This window comes from Cellvibrio sp. ARAG 10.3, assembly GCF_051846955.1.
In the GTDB taxonomy this organism is placed as follows: Bacteria; Pseudomonadota; Gammaproteobacteria; order Pseudomonadales; family Cellvibrionaceae; genus Cellvibrio.
Genome location: NZ_JBPYCU010000014.1, coordinates 87,084 through 104,717, shown reverse-complemented (window position 1 = coordinate 104,717; position 17,634 = coordinate 87,084). Strand labels below are relative to the sequence as shown.

Sequence of the window (17,634 nt, the reverse complement as noted above, 5' to 3'; positions counted from 1 at the left end):
GCTGGCTTTACATCTCGCTTTACAGAAAGTCGGCTGGTTTTATGGCGCTTGGTGCTTTATTGTCTCCGGTTCCAGTAATCGGTCAACAATAAGAGATAGTCCCTATGATCCTTCGGCATTGCGTTACCGTTGTCTTCACTCTGGCTGGCGGCTTTATGCTGGCGTTCATGGTCGGTTGTTCAACCACCGCACCCATTACTTCGATCAATGACCCTCAAAATACCTACACTCCGGCTGAAACCTACACCAAATATGTGAAGGATTTTCCGCAGATGCGCATGCTGGACGGCAAATTGCCGGAAGGCATTCTTGCATTTAAAAACCTGACCTATGTTAACTACGGCGCGCGGGAATTGCAGTTGGACCTCTATGCGCCCGAACCCACGATGGCGGATCAACGACCGGCTATCGTGTTGGTGCACGGTGGTGGCTGGCGGGCCGGTTACCGCGAAAACATGATGCCCCTGGCCCATCAACTGGCGTTGCGCGGTTATGTGACGGCGACCATCAGTTATCGTTTATCACCGGAAGCTGAATATCCTGCTGCGATTCACGATGTGAAGGCGGCGGTTCGTTGGTTGCGTGAAAATGCAAAAACCTATGGTGTCAATCCGGAACGAATTGCTGTGGCCGGTGGTTCCGCAGGTGGACAAATCGCGGCCTTGGTCGGCATGACAAACGGTGATGTAAAATTTGATCCGCAGGCGACGAAAAGCCTCTTTACCAGTGATGTGCAAGCCGTGATTAATATTGATGGCTTGTCGGATTTTACGTCGGAAGAAGCGCGTAAATATGAAGATGACCCGCGCAAAAATCCCTCATCGGCTGGTCAATGGTTTGGCGGAAACTATGCGACAAAAACTGCTTTATGGCACGAAGCCTCGCCGATTTATCACGTAAGCAAAGGCAAGCCACCGGTGTTATTTATTAACAGTTCACAGGCACGGTTTAGTGTGGGGCAGGCGGAGATGATCAAGCGACTTGAAGAAGCCAAGATTAATTATCATGCTGAGAAATTTTCGGATGCACCGCACAGCTTCTGGTTGTTTTATCCCTGGGCAAAACCGACAGCAACGATGATGGCGAATTTCCTGGATGCGCAATTTGCTTACAAGATGATGTGTCACTGATAGCCAAATAAAAAAATCCCCGCCGAATAGCGGGGATTTTTTTATCAAATCCCTTTGTATTTTATTATTGTCACTTTACGTTCTTATTGACGCATCAGTGATTTCACCAAGGTGCCTGACGGCGAAAGGTCACTGGCGGACCAGTTACCTGTTGTGCTGGCGCCGGGGTTCAGCGCAGCGGTGCCTTCCTCTTTTGGCGTAATGCTCCAGTTAATCCAGCTGATTCCACGTTGATTCAGGAAATTAATCCAAGTGCGGGTATCGTTTTCACACACACTGCCATCGCCAGTGGCGTCGGCGGTGCCCCATTCGGTCGAGAAAATCATCGCACCTTGCGCGCGTGCCTGGTCCACGCGGTCACGTAACCATTGACCATGGGTGCACGCATAGAAATGCATGGCATAGCCGACGTTCGGAAAACTCACCGGGTTGGCTGCTGCATCAGTAACATCCTGACTCCATGTCCCCGTGCCGACAATCACCAGACTATTCGGTGCATGGTTGCGAATCACCGGAATCACTTCCTGGGCATAAGGGCGAATCGCCGCATTCCAGGTGACACCACCGCCGTTGGGTTCGTTGGCAATTTCATAAATCACGTTGGGTGTGTTGCCATAGCGTTGCGCGACTTCATTGAAAAATGCTTTCGCTTCCGCTTTGTACTGTTGTGGATTGCCGTCGCTGAGAATATGCCAATCGACAATCACATAGATATCCAGCGCAATTGCGGCATCGACAATTTCAAACACTTTATTTTTGATTGATGGATTTTCGATGTAGCCTTCGCTGGCGGTGTACATAGCCGCACGAATCACGTTAATACCCCAGTCATCGCGCAACCAGCGGATGCTGCTGAGATTCATGTAGTCGCCATACCATTGCAGCCCGTGGGAGCTCATCCCGCGTAACTGAACAGCTGAACCGTTTTTGTTAACCAGTTGATTGCCGCTGGTACGCAGTTGCCCATGGGTACTGACAAAACCCTGGTTACCGGCGGAACTGCTTGAAGACGTCGCGACACTTGAGCTGCTGGACGAATTATTTCCGCCAACGATGCCGTAAGGTGCCGGTTGCGAGCTACAGGTACTGGGTGAAATACAACTGCGATTTGACTCCCAGCCCCAACCGCTTTGCGTATTGGCGCACAGGGGATACAAAGTGCCGTACCAGTTACATTGCTGCCCGGCGGTGTTGTTAGCCGACGATGAACTGATAGAGCTTGCACGGGATGATGGCGCGACGCTCTGGCTTGATGCGCTGCTTGATGGTGAACTGCTCACACTGGTTGCGGAAGAATTATTGTTGACACCGGAACACACTGCACCATTCAATGTGGGCGTCTCGGCGTTGCCACCATTTTTATTCACCTGAAAACCGATCTCTACACTGGCACCGGCGGGGATGTTGCCATTCCAGCCTAAATCCGTTGCGGTGTAAGGATTATTACCGGTGAGGTTGGTATTCCACGAACTGGTAACGCGATTGCTGTTGTATTGCCAGCTAAGACTCCAGCCGTTTAACGCACTGGAACCCGTGTTGCTGATCGTAATTGCACCGGTGTACCCGGTATTCCATTCATTGGTAATACGATAACTGCAACTGGTTTGCGCGTTTGCCTGTTGCACCAGCGCGCAAAATAAAACGAGCATTGCGCCCGAAAAGCCGAAGATTTTTTTTAACGCTATCATTGTTATTCTCCTGTATGCCTTATTGGAGTTATTACAGCTTTGTTATACACCCTGCGCTGAAACCCCAAGCGCGACGACGGTGATTTTTATCACTGCTCGATGCTGGTTTTAGCCAGCGTCGGACGGTGTTGGAGTGGTACATCAACAGGTCGTTATTGTTTTAACTGATTGAGTTCCTTGACAAGCAAATGACACCGGGAGTGGATATCCTTAGCGCTCCCACAGCCCGATGACGCTGTAATAGCATTACCCGGCGACATAATACGTGTCGGCGCCTGGCCACTGGCGTGACCAGCAAGCAGGATACAAGCGATGACGGGGAAAAAAGCCAGCTTCAAACAATGGATCAATTGGGAACGATACATGGTGGAAACCTCCGTCATCGAATCACGCAAAGCACAAAAAATTAACAGCAAAATCTTCGCGATGAATAAGTTGTTATCCATCGCCAAGACAAGGCTTCAGGGTTTAACCAGGTTTAGTTGCAAGGCGTTCCACTGACGACCGGCACAGATGCTGCGCTGCCGCCTTTGGTGCCCTGGAAACCAAACTCAGCGGTTTGGCCCGGTTGCAGGGTGCCGTTCCAGCCCAGGTTACTGGCACTGTAAGGGTTGCTGCCGGACAGGTTGGCATTCCAACTGTTGGTAATGCGTGAACCGTCGTTGTAACTCCAGCTCACACTCCACCCGTTGATGGGCGAACTGCCGTTGTTGGTGATGCGGATCGCACCGGTAAATCCGTTGTTCCACTGGTTGGTCACCACGTATTCGCAACTGCCGCTTCCGTTCGGTGCAGAGCTGGATGATGCACTGCTCGCGACCAGGCTGGAGCTGCTGCTGGACGCTGGTGCCGAGCTGGAACTGCTGGATGCAGGGCTGGAGCTGGATGAGGGACTGGAGCTGGCAGGACTGGAACTGGAGGTACCTCCGCCAACAATGCCCCAGGGCGCTGGCTGCGAGCTACAGGTGCTGCGTGAAATACAGCTGCGGTTTTGCTCCCATCCCCAACCGCTTTGGGTGGTGACACACAGCGGATACAAGGTGCCATACCAGTTACATTGTTGACCGGTGGGCGTGCTGGAGCTGCTCGATGAGGCCAGGCTGCTGGATGAGCTGAAGACCACTGAACTTGAGCTGCTTGAGCTGACCGGCACGCTACTGCTGGAAGAGCTCGATACTGGCACGCTGCTCACGCTGGACGAAGAGCTGCTGGGCAGACTGGAGCTGGCCTGACTGGAAGATGACGATGATGAAGCACCGCCTTCATTGCCGTAGTCATCATAAAACGCCAGCACCCATGCCAGGGCCGAGTTCCAGTTAATGGTGATCTCGTTAGTGGACCAGGAGTTGATGTCATCCATGTAGCAAGTAGCCGGACGAGTCTGGCAGCCATTCAAGGCAGCCTGGGCCACTTCATCTTCCAGGCCAGCGTTGGGTCCACCGGAGAAGGCGCCAGGCGGTAACCAGGGGTAAGCGCTGTTGAGTGCGCCAGCCCAGAAACGGTGGTGCGGCTGAGTCAGCGCGTTTTCGCCGTGGCCGGAGATGTAGGAGAACGACATGGGGTTGCGACCGAAGAGATAATCCACCGCTTTGCCGACGCCCTTGGCGTAATCCTCGTTGCCAGTGAAGTCATAAGCCAGGCCGACCAGGAACAGTTTATTGGCCACACCATTGTTGGAGCCCCAGTAATATTCCTCTTCAGTATGGGGTGTGAGATAACCGGTGCTGTCGATCACGCCCATATGAATATCAGCAATCTGGACGATGGTTTGCCGCGCGGTTGCGCGCAAACTTGCCGTATGGCTGGCTGGTACTGTGGCGAGAGAAATCAAAGCCGGCAATTCAGTGTCTGGCCAACCAAAATCGGTACGCTCGATTTCATAGTTCTGGATAGTCGGGAGGTACTTACTGTCACCGGTGGTGATGTATAGCTCTGCTGCTGCCCAGAAAAATTCGTCGGCGACGTACCGGTCACCGTAACCGCCGCCGCCGTTATCATAGTTGCCGCTATAGAGGTCATTGGGGTTTTGCTGCGCCGCATCCCAAGCGCGTTCCGCCGCGGTCAAACAGGTGCTGGCAAAAGCGGCATCGATGTTTTGCCACAAGCGTGCGCACTGTGCGGCAGTGGCGGCTACGTTCAAGGTTGCTGCGGTGCTGGGTGGTACCAGCGCGCGGTTCTGGCTGTCCTCATGGGGTGCCAAGGGTAAACCGGTCCAGCCTACGTCGTGCATCTTGTGGTGCACCATGCCGGCCTTGGCCTGGCCCTGGGGAACCTGCATGGAGAGCATGAACTCCATCTGCCAGCGCACTTCGTCGAGGATGTCAGGCACGCCATTGCCGCTTTCTGGAATGTTCAGTGTGCCGTCAGCGAATGCACTGGCGTTGTTGCTCAGGTGCAAGGCGCGTTCGTACATCGTGAGCAGTTTCCACACGGAGATCCCACCGTTAACCACATATTTCCCATGGTCACCCGCGTCATACCAGCCTTTGGTCACATCCAGGCTGTAATTACAGGTACCGGTCCAGCAGGGCACATCATAGTCGCCTTTATTGGCGCCCATGTTTAAGTGGCCTGCGGGGCGTGCCCATTGGGCATTTGGTGCGTAACTGGTGTTGCCGCCGCCGGTGTAGGCCGTCTCAATCGCGATGCCGCTGCGGTTGTGGTAGAAGTATTTGATGGAGTCGTAGAGCGCGCCGCTAAAGGCATCCGCGGCGATCTCAAAGGAGTAGCTCTCATCGTTGCCAACGTAGAGTTTATAACCCTCGCCCTCAGTCGTTACACCGCTGATGTCGATATGATGGACGGTATCACCGGAGGCAGCATCAATGCCGCGCGGCACTGTCATGCCGCTGGTGATGAGGGTGCCATTACGGCGTAGTTCCCAAGGCAGGGCTGCCATGGTGTCGCTGCTATAGGTAGCTACTTTGGCACTGTTGGGCAAATAACCCACCTGATTAACGCGCGGGTTACCTACCGCTGCCCAGGCGCTGCCTGCCACCAGACCGGATAACACTACGGCGCTGATGGCGCGGGTCAGAATCTTGGGGGTGCCTGTGTTCAAGCGGGATGTTAACGAACGTTGGGAATATGCCGGTTTCTTTGTTTGGGGAGCTTGAGTCATTGGAAGTGTCCTCACTTCATTTTTTTTATGTGGATTGGAGGGAGCGGGAGTAGCGGGTGCTCCGTCGCAGGAAAATACTTGGGCAATGCAATCAGGGTGTGAAAAAACAACCGGCCGCACCACGGGGTAATGGATAAGGCCGGTTAAACACACTGCATCGACTTACAACTCGTTTAAAACCACATCATCTCGGCTTTGGTGTTTGCATCTGCTGTGCATGGTCAAAGCCTGGTTTTGTTCATTTCTAAGCCATCCTGGCTTGAGGTCATCCGTGTTGTCGCTGGTGATTTACAGCGGCGGGTATGCGTTGTTCAACAGAATCTGGAATGCTTCGGTGTGCCAGCGGCCCGCATGAGGGGCATCAGGGATAGAGCCGGTCAGGGTGCCGCTGGCGTTGGTGAAGGTTGGATCGCAATTGCGGTCAAAACCTTTCGCCGGATCGACGGGATCGATGATGCCGGCAGAACCTACACCGTCTGATTCACCTGGTGGTTTCACCCACACGTAAGCATCGATGCCGGGTTCCGGCGCCACAGTAGGACGCTCACCGATACCGCCAGGCTGGTTACACCAGTTACCACGGTGGTAGCGACGGTCTACTCGAGATTGATCCACAAAGGTATCAACGCTGGTGCTGGTGGATTGCGCTGTCGGGCGATCAGAACCACCCCAACCATTGCGCGACGTATCGATCAACATACCGATAGTGCTCGGGAAGCCCAGTTCGATCATGCGGTTACGCCATGCCTGCACGAAGCTGATTTCGCTGAAGTAGGGGTTCCACTCGTAGAAGGCGGCCTGACGTACTTGCACGCCTGGGTTACCCGGCATACCGCTCATGGACAAGGCATCGAGGAACGGCTCGCGCAGTGGCGTGTAACCAGCGGTGTTGGAAACGAAACCGGCAACGCTGTTGACACCTTTTTCAGCGCCCTTGATGGCGTCGGCGATCAGCGTGGTTGCTTCCTGGAAGTTATCCGGCCAGCCTAACCAGCCTGAGTGGCCGATATCGATGTAGGAGTAGACGTTTGGCAATTTGCCCAGCTCGGTCAGCGTATGACGGGTACCGTCGATGTAACCGCCGGGACCAGCAGCTTCCTGACACTTGGGTGTAGAGATGTTGGTTACCAGGTTTGGCAAGGAATCCGGCTCAATGATGGTGACAATGCGCAAGCTGTTGTATTTCGGATCGGAGAAGATATCCACGATCGGCGCAATGTACTCGTTCACATAACGGTTGAAGCCATCTTCGGCCATCAACAATTCGCCGTTGGACGCCAGGGCGTGACAGTCGCGGTTAGGCAAGTCATAGATGACGACCTTGATCAGGTTGGCGCCTTGATCGAGAGCGGCGTCCAGGTGGTCGCGCAGACCGAGGGTGTTCGGATCTTCCGGATCAATGGCTCCGATACGGTCCATCCACACAGCCGTGCTGACGTTGGCGATAGCAGCACCACCTGAGGCAGTAGCGTTTTCAGCCCAGTCCTGGTTGATGTACCAGTTGGCGCCGATGAAGGGGTTATCCATACGGTTGCCCCAGTCAGCTGAACTGGTGGAGGAGGCGACGCTGGAAGACGGAGCGCTCGACGAGGGCGCGCTGGAAGAGGGCACACTCGAAGACGGCACGCTTGAAGAAGGAACGCTTGAAGAGGGCGCACTTGAAGACGGCGCGCTCGAGGAAGGCACACTGCTTACCACAACGCTTGAGCTACTGGAGCTGACCGGTGTACTGCTCGCGGATGAGCCACCGACAATGCCGTAAGGCGCCGGTTGTGAGCTACAGGTGCTCGCGGAGATACAGCTGCGATTTTGCTCCCAGCCCCAGCCGCTTTGGGTAGAGGTACACAAGGGATACAAGGTGCCGTACCAGTTACATTGCTGGCCACCGGTAGCGGGTGTGCTTGACGATGAACTCGGTGCGCTGCTCGCCGGAGTGCTGCTGGCCACGCTGGACGCAGAAGAGCTGGTCACGCCGCCGGAACAGACGGCGCCATTCACGGTTGGGGTTTCGGCAGAGCCACCGTTTTTATCGACCTGGAATCCGAAAGACACGGTTTGGCCGGGGGCAATGTTGCCGTTCCAGCCCAAAGAGGTCGCGGTATAGGGATTGCTGCCGCTGAGGTTAGCATTCCAGGAACTGGTCACACGGTTGGTGTTGTATTGCCAGTTCACACTCCAGCCGCTGATCGCGCTGGAATCGGTATTGTTGATGGAAATGGTACCGGTATAGCCGGTATTCCACTCGTTACTGATGCTGTAGGTACAGGTTGCCGCCTGGGCTGCCGAGCCAAAGGTCGCTGCCGCCATGCCGAGGCTCAGCATGGTCGCCAGGCCGTAGCCCCTTCTTGTTAGCCTTATCATTGTTAGTTCTCCAAAAGTCCGGTTAGGAGGGAGTACATCTGGTGCCCTCGTCGTCGTTACACACACTGGCTCGCCTTCAACGGAATGGCGAGGTGTGGTTCATGCTCTACGCCTTGTAGCTTGCTCGCCCGCTTAACCGGCCGAGGAATATTCATCCGTGGCAGACTCCGTATGGTTTGTCGGTGTTGGCCGACGGAGGCAGTTCATTGCCGCCTCATTTTTGCTATCGCTGGTTTGTCAGGTCAGTCGTGCGCCCGAGGACGCACGACTGTGTTGCTCTCCTTACTTGTTTTTATCGATTGTCCTGAATACTTTTCAGGCCGCCTAAAACAAAAAGACAGCGCTGTCATTTTCTGGGCGACCGTTGCGCCTTTTTATTTTTTTTCCCTGCGCATTCTGGTTGTAATTTTTTTACTGATTAAATGATGTAAAAGGTAGCGCTATCATTTTTTCAATAATCGGTTGCGCGTATTCAATCATTTGTTGCGCAACCGATTAGTTGTTGAGTCCTTTTAATTACAAACAGATCCGCTTACGGTCGGTACACTCGCTTGAGCAGAATTTTTTGTTCCTTGAAAACCGAACTCTACCGTTTGTCCCGGTTGAATTTCAGCGTTCCAGCCAACATTGCTGGCGCTGTAAGGATTACTGCCGCTGACCGTTGCATTCCAACTGTTTGTCACGCGTGACCCATCGGTGTAATTCCAGTTCACACTCCAACCGTTGATCGCGCTGTTACCCTTGTTGGTAATGCGAATTGCGCCAGTAAAACCGTTGCCCCATTGATTGGTGACAACGTAGGTGCAACTGCTGCTGCCACTGGTTGCGCTGCTCGATGAAGAACTCGCCGGCGAACTGCTGGATGACGACGAACTCGCAACGGATGAACTGCTGGACGAACTCGGTGCTGAAGAACTGGCTGTACCACCACCGACAATACCGTAAGGCGCCGGTTGTGAACTGCAGTTGCTGCGTGCAATACAACTGCGATTTTGTTCCCAGCCCCAACCACTTTGCGTTGTGGTGCACAAGGGATACAAGGTGCCGTACCAATTGCACTGCTCGCCGCCGCTTGTACTGCTCGAGGAACTGGATGGTGTACTGCTGGCGACAGAAGAACTGGATGAGCTGGAAACGGAGCTGCTGGAATTTCCGCCGCCATCAAACACGGAAGCAATTTCCGCTGTTGCGCGAATACCATTGGTGCCATTAATCAACCGATCACCCCAGGTAGACAAACTGTTTACATTCCAGTTGTTGACGATGTCCAGCGATGCGACTTCGCTGCTGTTACCAGACCAGGACCAACCGAGGTAACCGATGTTGTATTGCTCGGCTACCGCCAGAATAGAATCTTCATCCACGTTGTTGCCATAGTGATCTGCACCGAACTCACCCACGATCAATGGTAAATTATGCGTGCTTAAAAAATTTGAAACATAACCCTCGATCTTCGCGCGACTCTGATAAACCTCATACATGTGTACGCTGAACATTGTATTGTTGCGTGGGTCAGCGGCGGCCACGGTGGAGGCATTATCGAGCATCACTTCTTGCCAATCCTGACCCCAGTTTGCTGCATCAATCATCAGCGTATGCGTCAAGCCAGCATTACGGATGCGTTGAATGGCCTGGATATGACCGTCGATCCAACTGCTTTCCGGCACACCGTTGCCAAAAGGTTCGTTGGCAATATTGATGATGACGTAGTCTTCCTGGCCCTGCAGGGTACTGGCGATATCTATCCAGTAACTGGTGGCGTTGTAGAGGGTGCCCGCAGAACCTTGTTCGCCGGAACCGGTAACGTCATGCACTTCCAATACAGCAATTAATTTATTGTTCTTAGCCCATTGAATAATGTTGGCCACTTCTGTCGCGCTGGTGCGCGTCCATTGCTGGCCATCGGCCAATACGACGCGAACGGTATTCGCTTCAACACTGGCGATATCCGCCAGGGCTTGTTGCGTACGATTGGTATACCAGGCATGAGCGTGATTAACACCGCGCATAACAAACGAATTGCCGTTGCCGTCCAGCAATTGGGTGCCGGAAACCTGGAAGCCCGCATTTGCGCCATAGGTGGCTAACAGGGCGCTGGCAAGCAGCAATGTGTTCGTTAATTTTTTCATGCCTGTAAAGCGTCTGGTTTGTGTCATGTTTTGTTGGGTGCTCTTCATAGTCCAGCCTCATTATTGTTAATAATTGGAGTACAACAATTGGTACTGCTTTTTGTGCAGAACTTATTCAAAGAACTGCATTTTTCCGCAGACCGACTCGTTGAACTCTCGCCGGACAGCACACCTGTTATTGCGCAAAACGCCTGAATTTTCAGGGTACATTGTGTGTGTGTCATGCAAGACGGCTCACCAAATCAGTCCACAGGAAACGGAATTACAGCCCTTCAGGCCGTTCTGCTGTGTTCTTTTGGTAGCGCAATCATGCTCAAATCGGATTAATCCCCCGATTTGATAAAACTGCACAAACAAATACCCTTAAAAATGAATAATCGATGGTGGGGCGGAAAGCCGCCATCGATAATTGGCGCCTAAATTATTCTAATATTTTGTAGTAAATTCTTAATTACTTATAACGATTTATCGTGAACTGCTTTTCTTATTCGGATTTCAAATATATTTGCCTTTTATTTATTGCGATTCTTAAGTACAGCGGCGCACAACCATCTCAATAACGCCTAATCCATGGCAAGGTAGTGGAAAAGCGCTGAAATGACAATCCCAAAAAAGCCAGCCTTCCGGGAAATGTGACGTACGCAGAAAAGCGGCGTGTTTGCGATAACAAAATGTGTCGCCAAAAATAGAATTGTTTATTTTGATTCCTTATAAATAATGGAAAAACTCTTTTGTTTCCTAATTAAACTTATCTTTTCCAGGCCGTCAGGAACATCGAGAAGTTACAAAATGGTGTTGGCCGAAGGGTCGTTTATAGAAAATGTTTTTCAGTAATAAAATAATGATGGCTAAAAATATAAACCTTTTTAAGCCTTTTTTTGTATGAAGTATTATTAAATTTTCTGCGGTATGGACACGGTATGTTGCGGAGCGCATTCCCAGTATGGTCACCACTTTAAGGTTGTTCTGGTCAGGATTTTCTTCTTGAGAGATTGATGACTTTATAGTCGAGCGCGATTTTATTTTTACGTTGTGTTATCCAGATTCGTTTTTCGTCAAGCGGGATGGATAAAAAATCAATAGAAAATAACGCTATAGTTAATTTGCTGCAATATAGCGATTAATTTATTTTCCGGCTAAGTCGAAGCGACTGGTTTGTAACGTTTTTATTAATGATAACCCCCGTAAACACCTTATAAGTCCAAGCGATTGCGCAGTTTTTCAAGATAAGAAATTTTCCCTGTTTTTATAGATAAATAAAATGTGGCATCGGAAATCGAATAGGTTTTATGTCGGTTTTAGCACGCTGGATAAAAAATGGAATTTAAAAATAATTTTAATTAGCGCAAGATGTCCGACAAAATAACGATGGCTCAGGTACTTTTCCTTACGGGACAACCTTGTCTTGAATAGTGGGAAAAACCGGGGATCGACATATCGGATCTTCTGGGCATTGTTAAAGGGAAAATGATTTTCCCTATAAAAACATTCAGCTGCACACGCGTATCGATAACGATAATAGCTGTATTCATAATAAGGTACCTGATCAATGACAGCAGGTACCTTGGGTGCTAATCACCCATACAGAATTCCAACGATGCACAATTTAAAATCGAAGGGGAGCAACAGATGCAGTCTTGGTCTCTCCTGGAGAGCGTTAGCGTCGCTGTTGATTGTTAGCGCAGTCATTTTGCATGTGGCACTGCGTTGGTCGCCCTACAAGTGGGAAAACGTCCCTATTGAGGATGGTTTAGCTCCGGGGCGGGGTATGGGCTAATGCTGAAAAACGGGTTTGTTCATGATGTGCACTTTCCTGCAACCACGTGTGGTTGCAGGTTTTTTACAACAATGATGACAGGTTTTTTGTTTTTTCATCGGCATTGATAACGCGATCCCGGGAGGGCATCACCATGAAAACTCTCGTTATTTACGCTCACTTGCTGGCGGCATGTGTTTCTATCGGTACATTGTTACTACAAGATCTTGCGTTATGGCGTTCGCGCTATCGTGTGCTAACGCAGGATGAGATTCTTACCTTGCGCAATACCGCCACCATTGTTTTCATCGCACTGCTTGTGCTCTGGACGACGGGTGCTGGTCTGGTCACCATGGGCTATTTTGAGAATCCGCAGGCGTATTTTTCCAACCAGAAAATCTGGGCCAAGTTTTCAGTCGTGATTATTCTCAGTCTTAATGGCGTTTTTCTGCACTTTTACAGTTTTCCAAAAATTGTGGGTAACAAAGCAATCCTGCAATTGCCCTCGCTTGATCAAAAGTGGATTGGCTGCTCTGGCGCTTTATCCACAGTGTCCTGGTTGTTCGCATGCTACCTGGGTATTGCGCGCACCTGGAATTACAGTGTCGATTACTCAAGCATTATGTTGTTGTACGCGGGCCTGGTGCTTTTTGCGTTTATTGTGGCCCACGAAGTTATGCGTATGTCGCGCACAGTACTGCTCACCAATCTGAATATGAAAGAGAGCGCTGATCGGGATACGGTTTAAAGATTATTGAATCATGTGGTGGAGATCAGCAATGGTCTTCAACGTTTCATGATGTGTGCGTTCCTGCAACCTTCGCGGGTTGCAGGCCTTTTTTACATGCCGACTTGAGCAGGGATCAGTGGCTGGCATGTGACGTTTTTCACCGGATTATCAGGAACCGCCGAAGGATTACAATGTATGCACAAGGAGTGGAAAGCGGCTTCAATCATCATTCATTAAAACAGAAGAGGATAACGAAGATGCTACCAAAAAAAATAACACTCGGGCTCTTGTCTCTCGTGCTGTCCGGCACAGCCCTCGGCCACGGTTTGATGTCGGAACCGGCCTCACGTAACTGGTTATGTGGTGCGATCACAAAACCGGATCAGGCTCCCCCCGGTAGTGCGTGTGCACAAGCATTCGCCAACGACTCCAACGGCGGCTATCAATTCATGAGCGTGCTGACGCATGACATTGGCCGCAAAGGTGGACGCTCAAATAATGTGTGCGGCTTTGACAGTGAAACCTGGCAAGGCGGCGCGACGCCGTGGGACGCTCCTATTAATTGGCCAACCCAACAGGTATCCGCCGGGCCATTAACTATCACCTGGGATATCTCCTGGGGACCACACTTTGATGACACAGAAGAATTCAGTTACTGGATTACCAAACCTGACTTTCAATATCAGGTAGGTCGCGCGTTGACCTGGGATGATTTCGAAGAAGAACCCTTCTGTGACTTGCCTTATAACGATGCCAATCCCAACGGCAACCCCAACGTTACACCGGATAAAGGCGCTGCCTTGTTCCATACTCAATGTAATATTCCGGCCCGTTCCGGTCGCCACGTCATCTACGGCGAATGGGGTCGCAACCAATGGACCTATGAACGCTTCCATGGTTGTATCGACGTGTCATATGGCGGTGGCAATACAAACCCTGTGGTGGCAGATATCAGCGCTACACCATCCAATTCGACGTTTGCCGGCGCCGGTACCATTTCACTGAGTGCTGCGGGCTCAACCGGTAACAACCTCTCTTACCAGTGGAGCATTGAAGCAGCTAATCCATCGCTTTATAGCCTCAGTAGCACCACATCGGCGAACCCGACATTAACTCTGGCTGCCCCGACAGCACAAAGTAATGTCACGGTGCGTTTACAGGTGGCCAGCGGTAATACCACCAGCAATGATTCATTCACCTTCACTCATGTCCCGGTTGCGGGTGCCAGTTGGGAAGACCTTGGCGCCTTGACTGCAACATCCAGAACACTGGCTGTGGGGGATCGTGTGAGCGTGCGCCTGGTACGTGATGATGGTACCGATGTTTATCTGCCTGCATCGCCGTTGGTGATCACATCGGCTACTGCGTCAGCAACTGCCTGGCCCTTTGCCCTGGCACAAGCGGTTAATAATGCTGCCGATGATGTGCAAGTGGGTGTCTTGAACTCCAGCGGTGATGTGGCGCCGCAGCAAAGCGCAACCGGTAACCGTGTTTATGCTGAAACGCCCTCTGTGTATGCCAATGCCTTCCTGCAAGTGGAAAGCACCAACAGCAGTTCAAGCGTAAGCTCCAGTGCGGCCAGTTCCAGCAGTTCCAGTGCAGCGACCGGCAGCCAATGTAACTGGTATGGCACCTTGTATCCGCTTTGTACTACCACGCAAAGTGGCTGGGGCTGGGAACAAAACCGCAGTTGTATCGCGGCCAGTACCTGTAGTTCACAACCGGCACCTTACGGCATTGTGGGCGGTGGTACTTCCTCAACGCCAGCGTCCAGCGCGCCGTCCAGTTCTGCTGCGTCCAGCGTTGCAAGTAGCGTTGCCAGCAGTGCCGCAAGTAGCTCTACCGGCAACACCGGGGGTAACTGCGAGTATGTGATTACCAACGAGTGGAGTGATGGATTCACCGGTGCTATTCGCATCTCCAACGATGGCAGTAGTGCCATTAATGGATGGAATGTCAGCTGGAATTACACCGACGGTTCACGGGTAACCAGCAGCTGGAATGCCAATGTTTCGGGCACCAATCCCTACACAGCCACCAACATCAGTTGGAACGGTGCGATTCAGCCGGGGCAAACGGTAGAGTTTGGCTTCCAGGGAACCAAAGGCGGTTCCGGTAATGCCGCTACACCGACAGTAACCGGCTCAGTGTGCAACTGAACCTGACAGTTTAAAAAACTCCCGCTCGGGCGGGAGTTTTTTTATCCGGGCACAACAGATTCACAAAGGTTGTTAAATTTTCCGACAACGAATTTTCGTTAATAATAAAATACATTAACTCAATCATACGCTTAGCTCACTCCACTGCGATTGTTAAAAAGCGCAGCGCAACTTAAGAGTTCTCATAGATCGTCAAGATGATTATGATTGCCGGAATAATCAGTAATGGGCAGTTGCAGATTTACTGATATATCCATCAGCGGTGAAATGGAATCATAGCGATTGAGACACTATTCAGAACCCGGTTTTATCTTTGGTATTCCCATCATTGCGTTTGTGACCCTTGTGGTGTTAGCCGAGATTATGCTCTCGATGCATCAGCACAGCCTCGCAAAAAGTGATCGCATTGACGCCTTGGCATTTGCCACCGATTTACGTACGCGCAGTGAACAGCAATTGAATCGTGTACTGCATCTGACCAGCGGATTAAGCAGTTATTTTGCAGTGCGTCGCAATGACCTTAAGCAGCAAGAGGTGGAAGATATTCTGCGCATTGCTCACCAGACTACCTTGCATGTGCGAAATTTTGGTGTGGCGGTTGGCTATAACATTACGTATCTCTACCCACTCGAAGGCAATGAACAGGTCCTCGGTATGGATTACCGCTCGCAACCGGAACAGTGGCCGGCGGTAGAGGCGACGATAATTGGTCGCAAGGCGATTATGGATGAGCAGGTTAAATTATTGCAGGGCGGCACGGCCATGATTTACCGTGAACCGATCTTTGTGAACGATACCTATTGGGGACTGCTTTCCACGGTTATTGATTCGGATTCTTTTCTTGCTGATACTTTTGGCAAGATTAATCAGACCCATTATCAATTTGCGGTGAGTGGTTCGCGGGGACACAACCTATGGGGCGAAGCAAAGTTATTTAAAGACCCGCAAGCGGTTGTCATTACATCGGAGCGGGGTTGGCGTTTTGCGGTGAAGTTGCTCAATGCCGGTGGGCGTGTGCCTTCTGGATTATTACGCCTGGTTGGTTGGGTGTTTGCGTTAATGATGGCGATGGGGTTGTACAGCATCCTCGCACACCGACGCACACTGGCACATCTGGCATTGCATGACCCGGTGACCAGTTTACCTAATCGCACCTTGTTGAATGATCGTATAGAACACGCCATGTTGTTGGCTCGCCGTAAACCGGAAGAGGGTTTGGTGGTGGTGTTTATTGATCTTGATGATTTTAAAATTATCAACGACACCTATGGCCACCGCACTGGCGACTTCGTCCTGAAGACCGTCGCGCAGCGGTTGGAGAGTTGTGCACGTATCGGCGACACGACAGCGCGCTGGGCCGGTGATGAATTTGTCGTCTTGGTAGAAAATTTGGATAGCAGCGAAATCGATCCTTTATTGGAGCGTTTGGCCAAAGCGATTGCCGAACCGATTTATCACGATGGACATCGCTTGCAGATCTCGGCATCCTTTGGCTACGCCGTCGCTTTTAAAGATGCAGATACCGCTGCAGATTTGGTCTGGGCCGCTGACCGACGGATGTACGCGCACAAAACCCGGCGCAAGCAACGTATTTAACGCGCATTTTCCAGCGCATATCGATAACGTCCGGTGATGGTATAGCGAAACAGCGCATCTTCCGTCTGTGGTCCCGCGCCGACATTATGCACAATCAACGGTCGTTTACCGTCGGCTGATAGTTGATTCACCACAATACCGATATGCGGCAAATTGCCGGGCAACATCCAGGTGACAAGATCACCAGGTTGGTAATCGCGGCCCTGTTGTGTAACAGGTAGAATCTGCCCGTGGCGGGAAAAAAACGTTTGCAGGTTCGGCACGCGGCGATGATCAATATTGCGGTCGGTGCGTGTCTGGTTCCAGATGCGTTTGGCAGGGTATTCATGGAAATGATCGCGCATATCTTCATGAACCAGGCGTTGTAGATCAATGCCCAGCGTGCGATAGCTGCGGATAATGACATCGGTGCAGACGCCATACTGCGAGGGCACGTCGCCGTTCGGATAATCAATCCTGAAGTAGGCGCCGTTATAGGTTACATGGTGACGAGTGCGTTCTATTGCTGCGTTCACCAGCGCCTCGGTTTGCTCATCGGCTTTGGCGAGTTGATTGCATATCAGGACAAGCAGTAATGTCCAACAAAAACGTTTTTCCATAAGCGTATTATTTTCGTTATTTCGTTAAACACACTGAGCGCAGTGAGTGGCGGCCGGGTTAATTTCCAGACGACGCTGATCAATCTCTTCAGCGCATTGAACACAACGACCGTAGCTGCCATTAGCAATACGCTGCAAAGCTGCATCGATGCGCGCGAGATCCCGGGTGCGGCGGCGTTGGGTTTCCTGAGCCATTTGCTGGCCCTGAATGGCATCCGGGCGACCGGTGGTTACTTCATCCGACTGCACGGGCTGTGCAGCCTGCAGCGCTGATTGTTCCAATTCCAATAATTCTTCCCGGTGTGCCAATAACATAATCTTGAAACGGGTCTGTTCTCCAATGTTCATGGCCTACCTCTTAATTA

12 protein-coding genes are annotated in these 17,634 nt (G+C 51.5%); 5 read left to right on the top strand and 7 right to left on the bottom strand.

From position 1 onward, the window contains the following. Nucleotides 1–104 precede the first annotated feature (104 nt). Complete coding sequence (locus ACSV5M_RS16480) at nt 105–1,130, top strand: alpha/beta hydrolase fold domain-containing protein (RefSeq protein ID WP_439177447.1); 1,026 nt, start codon at nt 105–107, stop codon at nt 1,128–1,130. Nucleotides 1,131–1,213: 83 nt separating this feature from the next. On the opposite strand, the gene ACSV5M_RS16475 is transcribed toward ACSV5M_RS16480, so the two are convergent. From ACSV5M_RS16475 to ACSV5M_RS16460, 4 genes are all read right to left on the bottom strand, one after another. Next, on the bottom strand, nt 1,214–2,818 hold the full coding sequence (locus ACSV5M_RS16475) for a cellulase family glycosylhydrolase (protein ID WP_439177446.1): 1,605 nt from the start codon (nt 2,816–2,818) through the stop codon (nt 1,214–1,216). Between the two features lie 152 nt (nt 2,819–2,970). Continuing rightward, complete coding sequence (locus tag ACSV5M_RS16470; RefSeq protein ID WP_439177445.1) at nt 2,971–3,264, bottom strand: hypothetical protein; 294 nt, start codon at nt 3,262–3,264, stop codon at nt 2,971–2,973. 32 nt (nt 3,265–3,296) lie between these two features. Next, nucleotides 3,297–5,939 (bottom strand): glycoside hydrolase family 9 protein, encoded by a 2,643-nt coding sequence (locus ACSV5M_RS16465; RefSeq protein ID WP_439177443.1) that lies wholly within the window; start codon nt 5,937–5,939, stop codon nt 3,297–3,299. A gap of 288 nt (nt 5,940–6,227) precedes the next feature. Beyond that, nucleotides 6,228–8,300 carry a glycoside hydrolase family 6 protein gene (locus ACSV5M_RS16460; protein WP_439177442.1) on the bottom strand — a complete coding sequence of 691 codons (2,073 nt, stop codon included), beginning with the start codon at nt 8,298–8,300 and terminating at the stop codon, nt 6,228–6,230. Nucleotides 8,301–8,570: 270 nt separating this feature from the next. Between ACSV5M_RS16460 and ACSV5M_RS16455 the strand changes: the two genes are divergently transcribed. Further along, the gene (locus ACSV5M_RS16455; protein ID WP_439177440.1) at nt 8,571–8,726 is read left to right on the top strand and encodes a hypothetical protein; all 156 of its coding nucleotides are present in this window, start codon (nt 8,571–8,573) and stop codon (nt 8,724–8,726) included. An 86-nt stretch (nt 8,727–8,812) separates the two neighbouring features. Here ACSV5M_RS16455 and ACSV5M_RS16450 read toward each other — a convergent pair whose 3' ends face one another. Further along, complete coding sequence (locus ACSV5M_RS16450) at nt 8,813–10,477, bottom strand: cellulase family glycosylhydrolase (RefSeq protein ID WP_439177439.1); 1,665 nt, start codon at nt 10,475–10,477, stop codon at nt 8,813–8,815. Nucleotides 10,478–12,339: 1,862 nt separating this feature from the next. Here ACSV5M_RS16450 and ACSV5M_RS16445 point away from each other — a divergent pair. From ACSV5M_RS16445 to ACSV5M_RS16435, 3 genes are all read left to right on the top strand, one after another. Continuing rightward, nucleotides 12,340–12,933 (top strand): DUF2214 domain-containing protein, encoded by a 594-nt coding sequence (locus ACSV5M_RS16445; RefSeq protein ID WP_439177437.1) that lies wholly within the window; start codon nt 12,340–12,342, stop codon nt 12,931–12,933. Nucleotides 12,934–13,172: 239 nt separating this feature from the next. Next, a complete protein-coding gene (locus tag ACSV5M_RS16440) occupies nt 13,173–15,074 on the top strand; it encodes a lytic polysaccharide monooxygenase (RefSeq protein WP_439177436.1) in 1,902 nt (633 codons plus the stop codon). A 282-nt stretch (nt 15,075–15,356) separates the two neighbouring features. Then, nucleotides 15,357–16,670 (top strand): diguanylate cyclase domain-containing protein, encoded by a 1,314-nt coding sequence (locus ACSV5M_RS16435; protein ID WP_439177434.1) that lies wholly within the window; start codon nt 15,357–15,359, stop codon nt 16,668–16,670. Here the strand turns inward: ACSV5M_RS16435 and ACSV5M_RS16430 are convergent. Both ACSV5M_RS16430 and ACSV5M_RS16425 read right to left on the bottom strand, forming a co-directional pair. After that, complete coding sequence (locus ACSV5M_RS16430; protein ID WP_439177433.1) at nt 16,667–17,269, bottom strand: DUF1287 domain-containing protein; 603 nt, start codon at nt 17,267–17,269, stop codon at nt 16,667–16,669. The two genes, ACSV5M_RS16435 and ACSV5M_RS16430, sit on opposite strands and share 4 nt — an antisense overlap. 24 nt (nt 17,270–17,293) lie before the next feature. Further along, nucleotides 17,294–17,617 (bottom strand): TraR/DksA family transcriptional regulator, encoded by a 324-nt coding sequence (locus tag ACSV5M_RS16425; protein WP_439177431.1) that lies wholly within the window; start codon nt 17,615–17,617, stop codon nt 17,294–17,296. Nucleotides 17,618–17,634 lie beyond the last annotated feature (17 nt).

Coding starts and splice junctions, on each gene's coding strand:
- ACSV5M_RS16480 (WP_439177447.1), top strand. CDS start 105: ATGATCCTTCGGCATTGCGTTACCGTTGTCTTCACTCTGGCTGGCGGC.
- ACSV5M_RS16475 (WP_439177446.1), bottom strand. CDS start 2,818: ATGATAGCGTTAAAAAAAATCTTCGGCTTTTCGGGCGCAATGCTCGTT.
- ACSV5M_RS16470 (WP_439177445.1), bottom strand. CDS start 3,264: ATGGATAACAACTTATTCATCGCGAAGATTTTGCTGTTAATTTTTTGT.
- ACSV5M_RS16465 (WP_439177443.1), bottom strand. CDS start 5,939: ATGACTCAAGCTCCCCAAACAAAGAAACCGGCATATTCCCAACGTTCG.
- ACSV5M_RS16460 (WP_439177442.1), bottom strand. CDS start 8,300: ATGATAAGGCTAACAAGAAGGGGCTACGGCCTGGCGACCATGCTGAGC.
- ACSV5M_RS16450 (WP_439177439.1), bottom strand. CDS start 10,477: ATGAAGAGCACCCAACAAAACATGACACAAACCAGACGCTTTACAGGC.
- ACSV5M_RS16445 (WP_439177437.1), top strand. CDS start 12,340: ATGAAAACTCTCGTTATTTACGCTCACTTGCTGGCGGCATGTGTTTCT.
- ACSV5M_RS16440 (WP_439177436.1), top strand. CDS start 13,173: ATGCTACCAAAAAAAATAACACTCGGGCTCTTGTCTCTCGTGCTGTCC.
- ACSV5M_RS16430 (WP_439177433.1), bottom strand. CDS start 17,269: ATGGAAAAACGTTTTTGTTGGACATTACTGCTTGTCCTGATATGCAAT.
- ACSV5M_RS16425 (WP_439177431.1), bottom strand. CDS start 17,617: ATGAACATTGGAGAACAGACCCGTTTCAAGATTATGTTATTGGCACAC.